18 protein-coding genes are annotated in these 15,882 nt (G+C 39.3%); 9 read left to right on the top strand and 9 right to left on the bottom strand.

What is annotated here, in order from left to right:
* Positions 1–66: 66 nt before the first annotated feature.
* The gene (locus ERX29_RS04065; protein ID WP_133443419.1) at positions 67–1,434 is read right to left on the bottom strand and encodes a glucosaminidase domain-containing protein; all 1,368 of its coding nucleotides are present in this window, start codon (positions 1,432–1,434) and stop codon (positions 67–69) included.
* A gap of 78 nt (positions 1,435–1,512) precedes the next feature.
* The gene (locus ERX29_RS04060; protein WP_133443418.1) at positions 1,513–2,061 is read right to left on the bottom strand and encodes a TetR/AcrR family transcriptional regulator; all 549 of its coding nucleotides are present in this window, start codon (positions 2,059–2,061) and stop codon (positions 1,513–1,515) included.
* Between the two features lie 147 nt (positions 2,062–2,208).
* Between ERX29_RS04060 and ERX29_RS04055 the strand changes: the two genes are divergently transcribed.
* The 3 genes from ERX29_RS04055 to ERX29_RS04045 all read left to right on the top strand — a co-directional run bounded on the left by ERX29_RS04055 (position 2,209) and on the right by ERX29_RS04045 (position 5,355).
* Entirely contained in the window at positions 2,209–2,859 is a 651-nt protein-coding gene (locus tag ERX29_RS04055; protein WP_133443417.1) for an HlyD family efflux transporter periplasmic adaptor subunit, read from the top strand.
* Positions 2,860–2,871: 12 nt separating this feature from the next.
* Positions 2,872–4,731 (top strand): DHA2 family efflux MFS transporter permease subunit, encoded by a 1,860-nt coding sequence (locus tag ERX29_RS04050; RefSeq protein ID WP_133443416.1) that lies wholly within the window; start codon positions 2,872–2,874, stop codon positions 4,729–4,731.
* Between the two features lie 84 nt (positions 4,732–4,815).
* The gene (locus ERX29_RS04045; RefSeq protein ID WP_133443415.1) at positions 4,816–5,355 is read left to right on the top strand and encodes a ribonuclease FAU-1 family protein; all 540 of its coding nucleotides are present in this window, start codon (positions 4,816–4,818) and stop codon (positions 5,353–5,355) included.
* A gap of 26 nt (positions 5,356–5,381) precedes the next feature.
* Here ERX29_RS04045 and ERX29_RS04040 read toward each other — a convergent pair whose 3' ends face one another.
* Entirely contained in the window at positions 5,382–6,251 is an 870-nt protein-coding gene (locus ERX29_RS04040) for an SDR family oxidoreductase (RefSeq protein WP_133443414.1), read from the bottom strand.
* A 208-nt stretch (positions 6,252–6,459) separates the two neighbouring features.
* Here ERX29_RS04040 and ERX29_RS04035 point away from each other — a divergent pair, with 208 nt between their 5' ends.
* Positions 6,460–7,317 (top strand): LysR family transcriptional regulator, encoded by an 858-nt coding sequence (locus ERX29_RS04035; RefSeq protein WP_133443413.1) that lies wholly within the window; start codon positions 6,460–6,462, stop codon positions 7,315–7,317.
* Between the two features lie 50 nt (positions 7,318–7,367).
* Here the strand turns inward: ERX29_RS04035 and ERX29_RS04030 are convergent, their stop codons facing one another.
* On the bottom strand, positions 7,368–8,018 hold the full coding sequence (locus ERX29_RS04030) for an MOSC domain-containing protein (protein ID WP_133443412.1): 651 nt from the start codon (positions 8,016–8,018) through the stop codon (positions 7,368–7,370).
* 80 nt (positions 8,019–8,098) lie between these two features.
* On the opposite strand from ERX29_RS04030, the gene ERX29_RS04025 reads away from it, so the two are divergent.
* Together ERX29_RS04025 and ERX29_RS04020 are read left to right on the top strand one after the other, a co-directional pair.
* Positions 8,099–9,301 (top strand): sugar efflux transporter, encoded by a 1,203-nt coding sequence (locus tag ERX29_RS04025; RefSeq protein ID WP_133443411.1) that lies wholly within the window; start codon positions 8,099–8,101, stop codon positions 9,299–9,301.
* Complete coding sequence (locus tag ERX29_RS04020) at positions 9,298–9,786, top strand: DUF456 domain-containing protein (RefSeq protein ID WP_133443410.1); 489 nt, start codon at positions 9,298–9,300, stop codon at positions 9,784–9,786. The genes ERX29_RS04025 and ERX29_RS04020 overlap by 4 nt, the downstream gene beginning before the upstream one ends.
* A gap of 274 nt (positions 9,787–10,060) precedes the next feature.
* Here the strand turns inward: ERX29_RS04020 and ERX29_RS04015 are convergent, their stop codons facing one another.
* The 4 genes from ERX29_RS04015 to rsgA form a co-directional block, all read right to left on the bottom strand.
* Positions 10,061–10,711 carry a DUF1129 domain-containing protein gene (locus ERX29_RS04015; protein WP_165981061.1) on the bottom strand — a complete coding sequence of 217 codons (651 nt, stop codon included), beginning with the start codon at positions 10,709–10,711 and terminating at the stop codon, positions 10,061–10,063.
* Between the two features lie 27 nt (positions 10,712–10,738).
* Entirely contained in the window at positions 10,739–11,425 is a 687-nt protein-coding gene (locus ERX29_RS04010; RefSeq protein WP_133443408.1) for a DUF1129 family protein, read from the bottom strand.
* 17 nt (positions 11,426–11,442) lie between these two features.
* A complete protein-coding gene (locus ERX29_RS04005) occupies positions 11,443–11,766 on the bottom strand; it encodes a PadR family transcriptional regulator (RefSeq protein WP_133443469.1) in 324 nt (107 codons plus the stop codon).
* A gap of 227 nt (positions 11,767–11,993) precedes the next feature.
* Entirely contained in the window at positions 11,994–13,064 is a 1,071-nt protein-coding gene (gene rsgA, locus ERX29_RS04000) for a ribosome small subunit-dependent GTPase A (protein ID WP_165981060.1), read from the bottom strand.
* Between the two features lie 248 nt (positions 13,065–13,312).
* Between rsgA and ERX29_RS03995 the strand changes: the two genes are divergently transcribed.
* The 3 genes from ERX29_RS03995 to corA all read left to right on the top strand — a co-directional run bounded on the left by ERX29_RS03995 (position 13,313) and on the right by corA (position 15,271).
* Complete coding sequence (locus ERX29_RS03995; protein ID WP_133443406.1) at positions 13,313–13,789, top strand: DinB family protein; 477 nt, start codon at positions 13,313–13,315, stop codon at positions 13,787–13,789.
* A 96-nt stretch (positions 13,790–13,885) separates the two neighbouring features.
* Positions 13,886–14,314, top strand: a complete 429-nt coding sequence (locus ERX29_RS03990) for a GNAT family N-acetyltransferase (protein ID WP_133443405.1) — start codon at positions 13,886–13,888, stop codon at positions 14,312–14,314.
* 9 nt (positions 14,315–14,323) lie between these two features.
* Positions 14,324–15,271, top strand: a complete 948-nt coding sequence (corA, locus tag ERX29_RS03985; RefSeq protein WP_133443404.1) for a magnesium/cobalt transporter CorA — start codon at positions 14,324–14,326, stop codon at positions 15,269–15,271.
* Between the two features lie 98 nt (positions 15,272–15,369).
* Here the strand turns inward: corA and ERX29_RS03980 are convergent, their stop codons facing one another.
* Entirely contained in the window at positions 15,370–15,882 is a 513-nt protein-coding gene (locus ERX29_RS03980; RefSeq protein ID WP_133443403.1) for a cupin domain-containing protein, read from the bottom strand.

Raw genomic sequence — 15,882 nt, 5'->3', positions numbered from 1 at the left:
CAGTTTCATCCTAAGGTGCGCATTTGTATATCTAAAAATCAGAGCACAGAATGAATATCCCTGATTCTATTTACTATAGTGTATGAAGTGGTACTTGCCGCCTTCAATGCCAAGCTGCTGATAAAAACCTGCAATGTAGTTTGCATTTGAAGCTGCCCACTGTGCATCGGTCGCGTATTGAGAACTGCCTGGTGCAGCAGGGTTCCAGCGCATTGTATAAAGCGTGTTCTGTGATTCTGTCAGAAAGCCTCTTGAAATAAATGCTGCACCGCCGATAATTGCTTTTTCAGGGGTGTCCCATCCGACATTAGCTGCATATTTTGCACCATATTTTAAAGCGTTACGATCATATGCGCCGACACCGAACATATTATAGAAGCGTTTATTCCCAGGTTCCTCTTTAACTTCCAGTCCGTTAGCAAGTGTACTCTGTCCTTCAGCTGTTTCAAGAAAAGCATGAGAGATTAAATAGATTTCATTGATGCGATATTGTTCACTCGCTGTTTTAAACGCCTGCCCTTTACCTTCAAGAATTCCTTTGCCTCTCAGCAGTATATTCAGCTGGTCGGCTGATAATCCCTGAGGTTCATTAAGGACAAGGAACTGATACTTATCGACGGCATCAGTGATGAGCGGCTCAGTATCGACATAGTTTTTTACGAAGTCCATACGTGCGTCCTTCCATTTGACACCATCTGATACTTGAGGTGACGGCGTCAGACCCATCTGGCGGTTTACTGCTTCTTTCAAAGTTGTAGGAACGGTTGTGTGAGTGACTGCAGCACCTGGAATGACTGATTGCTGAGGCACGGGCTTCGGTTCTGCCGTCACAGCAGGTTTCGGCTCTGATAAGTCTTGAGTTTTTGGTTCTGGCTTCGGTTCAGGTTTTACTTCCGGCTTAGCAGGTTCCGTCTGTTTTGCCGGTGCATTTTTTTCTGCTTTAACCCAGCCTTCAGCACCACTTACTAATGTTCCGTGAAGGTAAGTGCTGTTTCCCACTTTTAAAGCTTCATCAATTGCCATCTCTTCGCCTTTACCAGCACGGTCAACAACTTGTCGTTCTGTGCCATAAGGTATGCTGTATACTTTTGTGCTTGTACTGAATGTAACAGTCTGCTGTACTGGAGCGATAGGTTTAACAGATTGAATTTTAAGGTCACTTATTTTAACGTAACCAATCGCGTTATTAATATCTTCAGACGTCTGAACTCTATAATAAGGTTGACCTTCAATAGTCACTTTATCGTTGATATATAATGTATAGTTAGCAAAATCTCCGGCTACTTTCTTAGCCATCATTGTCTTATTAGTTACTATCACTGCATTAGAATTTTTTATTGTGCCGACTTTCAAGCTTTCAGCAGCTTGAACATGATGAGTCAGCAGCATCAACGACACCGCTGTAAAGCCTAATGTCCGTTTTAAGTACTTCATACATTACCTCCGTCATTGAATAATCCTATTATACATGAATTGTTTCAGCGGTTGTGTATTTTTACAAGATTTTAATAATTATCGGTTTAGTTTAAGCATATTACGATAAACGACGTCTGCAATCAATTCCGGGGGCTCATTACAGTTATTCTGCAGCCAGAAAAAAAGGATGCCGAACTGACCACCGAGCGTATAGTTGACAAAGTATTTAGGGTCTTTTAAAGAACCGCCGTTCGCAGCAATGGATGTCAAATAGTTTTTATGAAGTGTACTGATGAGCTTCTGCGTAAAGTTCTGTGCTGGATGAACAGTAATCAGTACTCTGAAAAACTGCTGATGAAGATAGATATAACTGAATAAATCAAGAAAGTACTTTTTGATGATCGGTTTTTTGTCTTCAGCGTTCATCATATTCATCGAAGTCTCTTCCACAAACTGGCCGATGACAGATAGATGTGTATCGATCATTTGGTCCAGCATATCGTATTTATCCAAATAGTACGCATAAAATGTGGAGCGATTAATTTCAGCTGCTTCGCAGATCATCTTAATCGTAATATTTCTGAATCGATGTTCTTCCAGTAACTTCAAAAATGCGTGTTCTATAGTAAGTTGTTTTTCTTTCATAAAATAATCACTTTTCTTTTTTATTTTTTAAACGAACAGACTTATTTTAAAGTAAAACCGACATTTAAACAAATATTGTTGGTTGAAAGTCTTTTTTACGGGACTATAATATAGCTTATGTGAAAAATATCAAATGGAGGAATCACAATGAGAAAAATAGTATTAATCAATATCCTTACACTAGTTGTTCTGGCAATCGCCGGTATCGCTGCGTTTCATTTCTATGATGAAGCGACGAACTACGTAAAGACAGACAACGCAAAAATCGACGGCACACAGATTTCAATCGCAAGTCCCGTTGCCGGTAAATTAACATCATTCAATAAAGAAGCAGGAGATAAAGTGGCAAAAGACGCTTCGATCGGTTCAGTAACTGGTATGGGTCAAGACGGTAAACCATCGAAAACAGATATCACAATGCCTCAGGATGGAACTATCGTTAAAACACAAGCGACTGAAAATGGTTTCGTTGGTGCAGGAACTCCTATCGCTTACGCTTACAACATGAATGACTTATATGTCACAGCTAACATTAAAGAAACAGATTTAGACGGCGTCAAAGAAGGTCAAGACGTAGACGTCTATGTCGATGGCTACAAAGATACAACACTAGACGGTGAAATCGAAAAAATCGGTTTAGCAACTGCTTCAAGTTTCTCTGTACTACCTTCTTCAAATGGTAATGCTAACTTTACAAAAGTCACTCAAGTTGTCCCAGTAAAAATCAAATTATCAAAAGATAAATCTTTAGACGTTATTCCAGGAATGAATGTAACTGTACGCATTCATAAAAACTAAGGAGGTTTTTGTATGACCTCAATGATTATAGGCTATGTCCTTCTGTCACTGGTCATCTTCTTCCTATTGAATCGTTTTCTGCTGAATCGCAGAAGAAATCAGACGGTCCAACCTGAAGTAGAGACATCACAGACACACGACACACATGAACGTCAGCATGCACAAACTGTTCGACCAGAACCTGCACCAAGACCCGAACGCGAGACAGACAACGAAGTCATCTACAACAGTGAAGCACGCCGCGAAGAAACAGCGGGTCTTTACAATAATGAAGATGATGAAGAACTTGTTGTCGAACAGCCATATGAAGAAGAAGCAGCTGAAGAAGAACCTATTCAACAAAGAGTAGCTAAACCTTCACATACATTAGGTAAAGGTATTACAACAGGCAAAATCGTTACTGCTTTGATGATTGGGATGTTCGTCGCTATACTGAATCAGACATTGATCAATGTAGCACTGCCTGTTATGATCAGTGACTTTAATGTTTCAACAGCAACTGCGCAGTGGTTGACAACAGGATTCATGTTAGTGAACGGGATACTTGTCCCAATTAGCGCATTTATGATTCAAAGATTTACATATCGACAGTTATTTTTAACTGCGATGACGTTTTTTACAATTGGTTCGATTATTTGTGCGCTTTCTACTAACTTCCCAATGATGATGACTGGACGTGTCGTTCAGGCAGTCGGAGCGGGTATATTGATGCCGCTTGGGACTAATGTATTCATGACGATATTCCCTCCTGATAAACGTGGGGCAGCGATGGGTACAATGGGTATCGCTTTTATCCTTGCACCAGCAATCGGACCGACATTGACAGGATGGGTTATCCAGAATTATCACTGGAACGTGATGTTCTACGGTATGTTTATCGTCGGATTGATTTCATTGATAATCGGTACATTCTGGTTCAAGATTGCACAACCGACTTTCAAAGCGAAATTGGATGTACTAGGAGTTATCTTCAGTACAATCGGCTTCGGTAGCTTATTGTACGGTTTCAGTGAAGCGGGTAACAAAGGATGGGATTCAGCCATTGTTATCTCAACGATTCTCATCGGTCTGATTTTTATAGTAGCATTTGCCGTAAGAGAATTAACAATGAAATTACCGATGATGGACTTGCAAGTTCTGAAATATTCAGGATTTTCATTTACGCTGTTAATTAATATCATCGTGACGATGGCTTTATTCGGCGGTATGATTCTGTTGCCGATCTACTTGCAATCCATTCGAGGTTTCTCACCGCTCGATTCAGGTCTGTTATTATTGCCAGGTTCATTATTGATGGGTATTATGGGACCAATAGCAGGTCGTCTGTTTGATAAGTTTGGTATTAAACCGCTTGCTATTTTCGGCCTCGCGATAATGACATATGCGACATGGGAACTGACACGTATTAACTTAGACACTTCATATAGAACAATATTAGGAATTTATGTTCTTCGCTCATTCGGTATGTCGTTTATCATGATGCCGATTATGACAGCTGGTATGAACGCATTGCCGGGTCGTTTGATTCCTCATGGTAATGCAGTCAGCAATACAGTTCGTCAGCTTGCCGGTTCAATCGGCACAGCAATTCTTGTAACCGTCATGACACAGCAGGCAACTGCACACATCGGTGATATGGCGAACGCGATGGATAAAACACATCCTTCGACGATGGATCAACTGAACCAGATGGGACAATCTGTCGGTTCAAGTAATGCGGGGCTTCAGATGATTATGGGTAAACTTCAGCAACTCGCTACAGTCAATGGCATCACTGATGCATTCTGGCTGGCAACTGCCCTTAGTTTCCTTGCGTTTGTTCTCGCATTCTTCTTGAAAGATAAAGAACACTATCGTTCTGACGAAGCGTAAATAATTATAAAATGAACAAGTTGAAATTAACTATTTCTTCAACTTGTTTATTTTTATATAATGATTTGTAAGGAGTTGGACGACTTGAAGATAAAATACATCGATAAAAGGCATTGGCGTAGATTGCAGAGACGAGACTACAAGGAAATTCGACTTGAAGATGAACGATTTGATGGAATCGTAGGTCTAGTGACAATGCAGAAAGTCAAATCTCCCTTACAGGTTGAAGTAGTAGGAAAATTCATAACAGTAGCTGATACCGGTTATCAGTGGCTGCAATTATTGCCAAAAAATAAGCCTTTCAGCATTACAGCAATGTATGATAATTACGGCCGACCAGTTCAGTATTATATCGATATCAATGAACAGAATGTTATCGAGCTTGGCGAAGCACGTGCACACGATTTATTTCTAGATGTCCTAGTGCTGCCGAACGGAGCTTATGAACTTGTAGATGAAGTAGATTTGAAATTTGCACTTAAAAAAGGCAGTATTACAAAAGAACAGTATGATTTTGCTTATCAGACAGCTCATCAAATTATGAATAATATTCAGAAAGATTTTGAGACGTTCAAGACGACTATAGATTACTGCCGTAAAAAAATAACACCATCAGACAATTAATTGTCTGATGGTGTTTTTGGTTAAATTTAACTTGAAATATAGTCTCCGCCGTTGATGTGTATCGCCTGCCCAGTAATATAAGTAGAATCTTTTGAAGCAAGAAATACATATGCCGGTGCATTTTCACTTGGTTGACCGCGTCGTTCAAGTGCTGTTTCCTGACCATGTTTTTCAACTTTTTCAGCTGGGAAAGTCGCCGGAATAAGCGGTGTATAGATTGGACCCGGTGCAACACTGTTCACACGGATTTTCTTAGGCGCTAAATGCTGTGCAAGAGAACGGGTAAAGGCAGTGATAGCACCTTTAGTCGCTGAGTAATCGATTAATGTATCAGAACCACGATATGCTGTGACACTGCTTGTATTAATGATGGTATCCCCTTCAGATAAATGTGGAATCGCTGCCTGAGATAAATACATCATACCGAATATATTTGTAGAGAATGTCGTCTGAATCTGTTCGGGTGTCACATCAAGAAAATCTTCCTGAGGGAACTGAACACCACCATTATTGACAAGAATATTCAACTTGCCGAAATCAGTGACAACATCAGTGACTAATTTCTTGCATTGCTCAACATCTTTTAGATCGAACGCATAAGATTTAGCTTTAACTCCTATTTCTTCAAGACGTTTCACTGTATTATCTGCATCATCTGTCTCATCATAATAACCGATGGCAACGTCTGCACCCTCCTTAGCGTAAAGAATCGCAACTGCGCGACCGATACCAGAGTCGCCACCTGTAATCAGAGCCACCTTACCTTTTAATTTGCCGCCAGCCTGATAATCCTCATCTTCAGCAATCGGCTTAGGGTCCATCTCGCGTTCACTGCCTGGTTGTTTGCTTTGCGTATAACCTTTAATCTCTTTATCAATTTTTTCAAATTTATCCATTATTACACCTCATTTTATATTGATTTGTTATTAGTCTATACCTCAATTAATAGAGGTAAAACAATGCGTATGACTCTTCAAATATAAAAAAATATCATAACCGATTAAAATTGCTTAATTTGTAGAATACTGATTCGATAGATAGACCTGCCAGGTTATCTGATATAATAGAAGAAATTACTCGGATGTTACTGATAGGAGGTTATGGATGAAAATCGATGATTATCGTCTGCTAGTTGCGCTTGCAGATGAAGAAACTTTAAGAAAAGCGGCGGACACGCTTTATATTTCACAGCCTGCTGTCAGTCAGCGTCTGAAATCCATTGAACAGGAATGGGGGACAGATATTTTTATCCGCACGAAGAAAAAACTGATTGTCACGACCAATGGTGAAATTATTCTTCAGCATGCCCGCAAAATGCTGAAGGAAGAAATGAATCTGAAAGAAATGATTCAGTCATCTGAAGGGATTGTCAATGGTAAGCTGTCAATAGGTGTGTCATCATTAATCGGTCATACGATATTACCGCGTGTTCTTGGGCATTACGTCGAACTATACCCGGAAGTGAAAATTCAGCTGCAAGTCGGTTCGAGCGGTAGAATCATGGCGAACCGTCATGATTTTCATGTATCAGTCATCCGCGGCATGAAAATTATGAATCTCAATAATGATGTGCTGCTGACGGATAAACATTACTTCATCTATCCGAAGGCTAAGAAAAAACAGCTGGATACTTTGCCGATGATTGAATTTCAGGCGGATCCTGTTTACCTGAAGGAGATAGAACTGTGGTACACCGAGCAGTTCAATCAAACTTATGCGCCGCAGATTAAGACCGATCAGATTGCAACGTGCAAAGAGCTGTTGTTATCTGGTGTAGGAGTTACAGTACTTCCGGAAATCGTAATCGGAGATATCGATCTTGAGCAGTTTGAAGTAGAACTGCTTCAAGTCAATCAGCATCAATTAGTGAGGGAAACCTATATCAGTTATGAGAATGACGTGCTGGCACTTCCTCAAGTCAAAGCATTTATTGAGTTAATGAAGAAGGAAGCAGCGCTTTAAAGTTATAGAAATTGGAACGTAGCGAATAGAAAAAATTACAGTTCTATTCCTTAAGTTGTGAGTTTGAGTAATTGTTTTCTGAACTTAACTTGATCCTCTTCTGGTAAAGCATCAACTTTCAGTGCTTTTTCGAGTAAACATTTATTTTTCTTGGCGGTGTATTTTAAAGCATTATATTCGTCAATAGTGAACTGAATGGGGTGTTTACTAAGCAGTTCAAGCTGACTGTCCGGCTCAACCAGACCCTCTTCAAGTACTCTGAAGTAACATCCGGTTGCATGGGCTGCACTCATCAGTTTGACAAGGTTCGGCACATTGTATTTCTTGGCAATTGTTTGACACGGACCACGTCCTTCTGTAACTTGAATTACAGCTGACCCGAACTTAAATGTATCACCGATAGCAATGTTGTCCTTTGTCAGACCGACTGTTGTGATATTTTCTCCGAACAACGCATATTCCGGCATTATTTCAATATAGGGACGCCATAAATCATAATCGAGTTGGTCATAAAGGCAAATAGCTTTATCAACACCTCCATGACCATGATATTCATGTTCGTCTCCCTCAAGCCCCAGGTATGATACATACGTCGGTTGCTGAATAGGGGATTTAGAAACAGCTGTTTTTTTCGGAGGATGGGAATCGAATACTTCTGTCTTGATTTTACCAGTACATATTTTAATGATTTTATATTCCATGAATGTTTCCCCGCTCTTTTTCGTTCGATTGAATTCCTATATAATTAAACAATATCACTTAGAAGAAAGTTTGTGAAACTATGTTTATTCAGCTGTTGAGTATTAAGAACTACAAATTATTCCTGATCAATATGGCGCTTCTCGGTATGGGTCTTGCCGTAACAGTTCCATTTTTTATTCTCTATGCGACTCAGGAGCTGGGTATGACAAAAGGACAGTATGGTTTGTTGATGGCGCTTGCTGCACTGGCAGGATTTATGATGAATACATTCATCGGTCGATTTTCTGACACTGGACGTATCAATCGGAAATGGCTGATTATCTTTTCACTGCTGATGGCAAGTCTCGCGTTCAGTGTCTACTTCTTTGTACACCAAGTATTATGGTTTATTGTACTCTATACAATATTCACGGGATTTGCCGCGCCAGCTATGCCGCAGATGTATGCATCAGCTCGTGAAAGTATCAATGTATCGGCATCGAGTAGAAATGCTGTATTTGCGAATACAGTACTCAGGTCAATGTTCAGTCTCGGATTTTTGTTCGGACCGTTAGTCGGTACTATACTGTTAAGTCGTTTCGGCTATGATGGACTTTTCGGAGGAACCATTGTACTGAACGTAATTGTCCTTCTATCAATGATTCTATTTTTCAAAGATATTAAGACTGTAGCTCCAGCAAGAACTCAGAATTATGTAGAACCTGTGGCGCCGAACTTATTAAAAGATATGAATTTATTAATTCCGTTTCTAGCTTTTGTCATGCTGCACGTCGGACAATGGATGTACACATTGAATATGCCGTTATTCGTAACAGAGCACTTGAATGAATCTGAAAATAATGTCGGATACCTTGCAAGCCTTTGTGCAGGACTGGAAGTACCGTTTATGATTATCCTCGGTATGCTTGCGAGCAGATTTCAGTCAAGAACATTGCTGATGATCGGCGCTGTATTAGGGGGCGGTTATTTCCTGTCAATCGGACTCTTCAATTCAGTGACAGCGATGCTTATAGGACAGCTTGCGCTTGCGTTCTTTCTTGCGATACTGCTTGGACTCGGTATCAGTTACTTCCAGGACATTCTCCCTGATTTCCCGGGTTATGCCTCAACGCTATTTTCAAATGCTATGATTGCAGGACAATTGCTCGGCAACCTGTTAGGCGGGGTCATGAGTGATATCGTAGGACTGGGGAACGTCTTTTACGTGTCAGCGGCCTTTATAGCATTAGCATTTGTATTACTGATTTTTACTAAACCGGTTAAAATGGAGGATATTATATGAGTGCATTAATATGGCTATTGATTATCGCTGCATTTATCGTGGCATTTGCAGGTCTTGTCATGCCGGTCATTCCAGGAATATTGATGATGTGGGTTGGATTTTTTCTTTATCACTTTCTGATTGACGATAATAAGTTATCATGGATTTTCTGGGTAGTGATGGCAGTACTGACAATAATCAGTCTCGTGAGTGATTATGTCGCTGGCAGTTATTTTGTGAAACGCTTCGGCGGCAGCAAAGCAGGAGAAATCACAGCAGCAGTCAGTGTTATTGCCGGCAGTTTTGTCTTTCCGCCGTTCGGAATTATTTTAGTGCCACTAGTGGCGGTACTGATTGTGGAGTTGATTGTGCTCCGTGATCTTGAACATGCAGTAAAGGCGAGTATCGGTTCACTGTTTGGCTTTCTCACCAGCACATTTGCGAAGTTTCTGATACTGGTGATCATGGTCGTATGGTTCTTTATTGATGTGAATGTGAATTTTTAGTGTTTACGCCGTTATCATGTATTTATGAGACATTCAGAGCTGATTTTCGAAGCGAATGTCTCATAAAAAGAAGATATGGGACTTTCACCGCGAAATGCGAGGGTGAAAGTCCCATTAATTTTTGAATATCTGTATTAATCAATCTTACGGGAGAAATGAGAGGTCAGTAAACCGAAAATAAAAATCATTAACATAGCAAGCCATACAGGAATGGCTGTATCTGGACCTAATTTAAGAGGATTATTTCTGAAGTATGCATATTAAACATCCTTTCTTAAGAGGGACTTACTTTATTACGATATATCCATATTGTGAGTATTAAGAGTAATAGTTCACTAGGTATAGCAAATCGATAATCAAGATAGAATTTAGGTCCAATTGGTAAAACAGTATAAAGGACTAATGGTATGGATACCATAAGTGAAAATATCACTATAAAAATAAACATAGACTTTTTCTCTCTGAATGCATTATTTTTCATTGAATTAAGAGTGAATGAAATAAGAATGATTAATAAAATAATGAAGAGTGCAGTATTTAAAGTGAAAGAAATAGAATGCAGCATTATGTGTTTGCCGGTTACTAAATAACGAATCATTTCTATGATGCTAAAAGGTAGCAATGATGATGATAAAGTCAGGCAAACTATGAAAGCAAAATGCCATAACTTATCGATTGGCTTTGTATCAGGTAATTCTTCAATTATTTCTTCTGCATATTCCTGATAGTTTTGCCCGAAAAATTGTTGGGCGTGCATACCATTTGATTGAGCTTCTAATAAATGATCTAACATATCCTCAATAACTATATCGGCAGCTGTTTCAGATTTTGCATAATTAAACTTAATTTTATTTGCAACGTTTAAAAATATCTTTCTGTTTTCAGAAGTTAGCTTTTGCAGTTTTTTTGTATATTCTAAATTCATATCATTTAATATGGTCATTTATAAAAATCACTCCTCATTATAACGATTTAAAGCATATCGTCCGAATAATATAATAATCACACCTATCGGCATTGCTATATACCAAGGTATAAATATTGAAGGACCGACTTTAATAAGCACCATCGGAAGTATGAATGCAGCAAATATGATTGCACAGATAAACCACAAGAATAAAAAATTCATAACTTTATTAAACCAATTTTTTTCAGGTTGAAACTCATCTTTTTGAATAGCTTTGAGAAGATAGTTAAGAAATAAGAGAAATAGCATAAATCCAATTAAATATCCCGTAACAAATCCGATTAAGTTTTCTGATACTTGAGGTTTGTGAAAAAAGGAAATAATCATATTGCTGAAACCATATGCAAAAACTAAAAAGCCTAGTGATATCAGAAAAAGTGAACTCACAAAACTCATTAAACTTCTTTTATTTTCCTCAGGCAATTCTTCTACTAGATCCTTAGCGAAAGTTTCAGGGTTATCTCCGAAGAATTCCTCAGTTGTTACACCATTTCGCTGCGACTCTAATAAGTGATCAAGTAAATCATTCAGTACTTCTTCAGTATGACGATTTGAAAGTTTCCATTCTGTACGTAGATATACTAACACTTTCTCATACATTTTTAGATTTTCAGGTGTTAGTTGTTTTCTTTTTATGTTATTGAGTTCAATTAATTCGTCTATATAACTCACAACAATCACTCCTTATCTTAAAAATTATTGAGTAAATCCGAAATAGGACCCACTATATCATTCCATTCAGCTGTCATCTCATTTAGGGACGCAAGCCCTTCTTCAGTAATGAAGTAATATTTTCTTTTAGGTCCCAAATCACTCTGTCGCATTTCACTTGTGATTAAATTTTTCTTTTGTAGTCTAAGTAAGACGGGGTAGATGGTACCTTCACTGATGTTACCTAAGCCGCTGTCCAGTAATTTCTGAGATAACTCATAACCGTAAACTTCTTTTTCTTTTATTATTGAAAGAACTACTGCATCAAGCAGACCTTTCAACAATTGAGTGCGCATACCCAATTGATTCACCTCTATTTTGTAATACAAGATAGCGTATCTTTTAATAGCTACTTTGTAATACATAGTAGCTGAGATAAGTATAAAATTTCTATAAATATTTGTCAATGGTGAGTGATCAGCTTTATATATTTATGGGACTTTCGAATCGAATTTTCGACGCGAATGTCTCATAAAAAGAAAATATGGGACTTTCACCGCGAAATGCGAGGGTGAAAGTCCCATTAATTTTATCTTCCTTTATTTGCCCGGTTCTGTCTGCCGATTTTCGTATTTTTCTTCCACATGTCCTGTTCGGCACGCCGCATTGCCTGGTTACTGCGTCGTTCCTGATAGGCAAGTTCACGCTGGTATTTCTCATACTGTTCATATCGCGCCGCACTTAATGTACCATCGCTGAGAGCCTGTTGGACTGCACAGCCGGGTTCATTGGTATGACCGCAGTCGTTGAAGCGGCATGACTCAATAAGTGATTCAATATCTGAGAATTCTGTGCTGAGCCCGATGTGGTCACCTGTGGACCAGAGCTGGAATTCACGCATACCCGGCGTATCAATCATGATGCCGCCATCTGGTAACAGCAGTAATTCACGGTGTGTCGTCGTATGTTTTCCTTTACTGTCACTTTCCCGGATATCATTAGTCACCATAACATCTTCACCCATCAATTTATTGATCAGTGTGGATTTGCCGATACCGCTTGAACCAAGAATTGTTGCGCTTTTATTATCTTTTAAGAGAGCTCTTAGTTCAGCTATGTGGTCATCTGTATGCATCGATATGAAGTAGACAGGAACATCTCCTGCAATGCCGGAAAGTTCGGCTGTCATAATTTCTTTTTCCAATTCATCTATAAGATCTGCTTTAGTCAGCAGAATAATTGGTTCTGCACCGGAATCACGTGCAGCAATCAAAAAGCGCTGCATACGGTTGACGTTAAAGTTATCATTACAGCTCATCGCGAGAAAAGCATAGTCGATATTTGCTGAAATAATCTGAGGTTTTGTTTCAGTACCTGCCGCTTGTCTGATAAAAGCCTGCTTTCTCGGCAGTACGTGTTCTATCAGTCCTTTGTTTTCTCCGGGCTGAAGCGTCATCAGCACAAAATCGCCGACTGCCGGTAGAGCGAGAGGATCAGTCAGATCATGCATGAATTTCCCGGGCAATGTCGCAAGTATGACATGATTTTCAGTGACTACTCTATAAATTCCTTTTGATTGAGTAGCAATTCTACCCGGTACAAGATTGTCTATACGTTCTAATTGTTCATTGGAAAATCCTAATTGTTGTAAAGTTGTCATTGATTTCATCCTTTTCAGTTAATAAAAATACCCATGGCTTAGCCATGGGTACACTGAAAACGTCCGTTAAAGGGCGCACGTGTGCCATGGCTTCAGTGACAGAATCATATTCATAGTTGCCATTAGACATCACGCCCTTTCTTTTTCTTAAGTCTACATGAGAACACTTTACAATGTCAAACGCTTTCAAGTTGCACTTACTCTAACAACCCTCTAAACTGAAATTAACAACTAAAAGGGGGATCAACATGTATACGTCGAAAGATGCATTTATCAATGAATTTGAACGTGAGAGCCAATTGACACTGAACTGTCTTCGGGAACTGACGGATGAGTCACTTGCTCAGGCGGTCACAGAGAAGGACCGCACACTCGGTGAACTGGCATGGCATATTACACAGAGTCTGGGTGGTTTTGCATCATTATCCGGTGAATCTTATGAAGGTGCTGGGTTTAATGATGAAGCGGCACCAGAATCAGCACAGGAACTTGCAGACATTTATGAAAAAACATTTCAGAGCGTTCTCAGTTCATACAAGCAGACAGTGACCGATGATAATTTAACTGACGAAGTGGATTTCTTCGGTACACCGATGCCTAAAGGAGCACTGCTTCATACGGCTAACTTGCATCAAGTTCATCATCGCGGTCAGATGACAGTACTGATGCGTCAGGCGGAACTTCATGTCCCTTCACTCTATGGTCCATCACGTGACGATCAGTAAACACAAAAAGCTTCAGGCATCTGCCTGAAGCTTTTTTGCTGTTAGCTTGCCTCTATCCGTTGTTAAATAATATAACTATCATGGTAAAATAAACATATGCTGAAATATATCAATAGTGAGGATCCGCTCCTCAAGACCATCGCAAGTTTACATGAAAACATTCCATCTGAATATAAAGAGTGGCAGCCGGAAAGTATCGATAAAGTGCTCCGCTATGAATCCCTGAAACTTTTGCTTCAGCAAGGAGCAGATAAAGTGATGGTCATAGAAGGAAATGGTGAACTCATCGGCTTTATATGGTTCAAACTGACTGACCATACCCATATCAAATCGCTCTGGGTAGCACCAGAATATAGAGGACGGGGTTACGCTTCTATGCTCAAAGAAGAAGTAAAAGTGATCAGTAAGAAACACCATATGCCTTACATCTCAGGGACAGTCAACCCTGATAATCGCATCATGATCGCCATGAATCAGAAACTGGGCTATAATTGGAAAGGGAAAAATATGATATTGAAGTTATAGAGGTGGCCCATGATTAGAACGTTATATATTGATGAGTTAAATGAATTGAAAACATGTGAATCACCTTATCAGATGGAAGGAACGCCTAAATGGATGTGGGTCGATATGTCCGAGCCGACGATGCATGAAAATTTGCTGCTCAGTCAGTATTTTCATTTTCATCCTCTGTCGATTGAAGATGCGGTATCTGTCAGGCAGCGACCGAAATATAAAGAGTATGATGATTATTTGTTCTTCGTTTTCCACGCCATTGATCTGACGACGATGCTGCCTGAAGAAATAGATGTATTTATCAATAACAGCATAATTGTCACATATCACAAAGAGCATTCTGAAGAAGTGGATAAAGTATGGAATTCCGTTATTTATAAACGTGTCAATGAAAAGCTGACGACATCGGAGATTATGTATCGCACACTTGATGCGATTGTCGATAATTATTTCCCATTTGTTTATGAGCTTGAAGATAAAGTATTTTCTTTCGAAGATCGTCATTCAGTTGATATTTCAACAGAAGTGCTGATTGAGGAAACCTTCGACTTAAGAGAAGATCTGCTGATCATACGACGGACAGTTCTGCCTATGAAAGACCTTGTCTACAGATTGTTGGAAGGAAGAATTATGTCACTGTCGAAGAAGCAGAAGATCTTTCTGCATCATATTAATGATCACCTCGTCAAACAGGCGGAGATGATAGAATCTTCCCGGGAAATGACAGCAGATATTAGAGACAATTACATATCGCTCAACTCGTTTAAAATGAATAACATTATGAAAATATTAACGATATATTCTGTAATTTTCATGCCGCTGACGTTACTTGTCGGGATATACGGAATGAATTTTGATTTTATGCCGGAGCTTCATTGGAAGTATGGTTATTTAGCGGTTTGGGTTCTGATGCTCAGTATAATGTTTGGAATGATATATTATTTCAAGAAAAAGAAATGGTTTTAGCATAACAAGCTGTTTATTTTCGGCTGTCTATACAAATAAACGCCTTGGAAATTTAAAGATTTCCAAGGCATTTATTATTTAGGATACTAGTAATCTTCCTAGCATTTTCTATCGACTGTGCTGCAGTGGTACAATCCTTCCCACTCTTTGAACATAGGACCGCTGTCGCCCTCTACTGGATCAGTTTCTGGTATCATCACACTGCTGATCTGACTTTGAATTTTTGTAAGATCTTCATAAGATTTTAAAGTTTCAACCTCTTGTTCATTCGGATAAGCACCGACAATTTTAAAGTCATCTGACTGGCTTAACAGTTTGTGTCCATAACCTGCAGGAAGCAGTAGGACATCTCCTGCTTTCACTTTAAGCGTTTGTCCATTCTCACCGCCGATCATTAATTCGGCGTCACCAGATTTGATTCCGAGTACTTCATGCGCATTAGGATGAAAGTGATGGTAATCGTATACACCGTTTTCCCAAATGCCGTGCCAGCCATTTTTCTTAAATGTTTCTGCAGGATCAGTGACTGATTGCGGATAGACAATGACCGGGTAAATAATATGATTCGGTGTAGAAGGAGAGACAGGAGCATGTATAATCTTATATGACAT

Source organism: Macrococcus lamae (genome assembly GCF_004359545.1).
Lineage (GTDB): Bacteria > Bacillota > Bacilli > Staphylococcales > Staphylococcaceae > Macrococcus > Macrococcus lamae.
This window is presented reverse-complemented; position numbering and strand designations above follow the sequence as displayed.

Bases quoted from the DNA above. Each gene is read 5' to 3' on its own strand.
- ERX29_RS04035 (WP_133443413.1), top strand. From the start codon at position 6,460: ATGAAAATCGATGATTATCGTCTGCTAGTTGCGCTTGCAGATGAAGAA.
- ERX29_RS04020 (WP_133443410.1), top strand. From the start codon at position 9,298: ATGAGTGCATTAATATGGCTATTGATTATCGCTGCATTTATCGTGGCA.
- ERX29_RS04015 (WP_165981061.1), bottom strand. From the start codon at position 10,711: ATGAATTTAGAATATACAAAAAAACTGCAAAAGCTAACTTCTGAAAAC.
- ERX29_RS03980 (WP_133443403.1), bottom strand. From the start codon at position 15,882: ATGTCATATAAGATTATACATGCTCCTGTCTCTCCTTCTACACCGAAT.
- ERX29_RS04060 (WP_133443418.1), bottom strand. From the start codon at position 2,061: ATGAAAGAAAAACAACTTACTATAGAACACGCATTTTTGAAGTTACTG.
- ERX29_RS04065 (WP_133443419.1), bottom strand. From the start codon at position 1,434: ATGAAGTACTTAAAACGGACATTAGGCTTTACAGCGGTGTCGTTGATG.
- ERX29_RS04040 (WP_133443414.1), bottom strand. From the start codon at position 6,251: ATGGATAAATTTGAAAAAATTGATAAAGAGATTAAAGGTTATACGCAA.
- ERX29_RS03995 (WP_133443406.1), top strand. From the start codon at position 13,313: ATGTATACGTCGAAAGATGCATTTATCAATGAATTTGAACGTGAGAGC.
- ERX29_RS04055 (WP_133443417.1), top strand. From the start codon at position 2,209: ATGAGAAAAATAGTATTAATCAATATCCTTACACTAGTTGTTCTGGCA.
- ERX29_RS04025 (WP_133443411.1), top strand. From the start codon at position 8,099: ATGTTTATTCAGCTGTTGAGTATTAAGAACTACAAATTATTCCTGATC.
- corA (WP_133443404.1), top strand. From the start codon at position 14,324: ATGATTAGAACGTTATATATTGATGAGTTAAATGAATTGAAAACATGT.
- ERX29_RS04050 (WP_133443416.1), top strand. From the start codon at position 2,872: ATGACCTCAATGATTATAGGCTATGTCCTTCTGTCACTGGTCATCTTC.
- rsgA (WP_165981060.1), bottom strand. From the start codon at position 13,064: ATGACAACTTTACAACAATTAGGATTTTCCAATGAACAATTAGAACGT.
- ERX29_RS03990 (WP_133443405.1), top strand. From the start codon at position 13,886: ATGCTGAAATATATCAATAGTGAGGATCCGCTCCTCAAGACCATCGCA.
- ERX29_RS04030 (WP_133443412.1), bottom strand. From the start codon at position 8,018: ATGGAATATAAAATCATTAAAATATGTACTGGTAAAATCAAGACAGAA.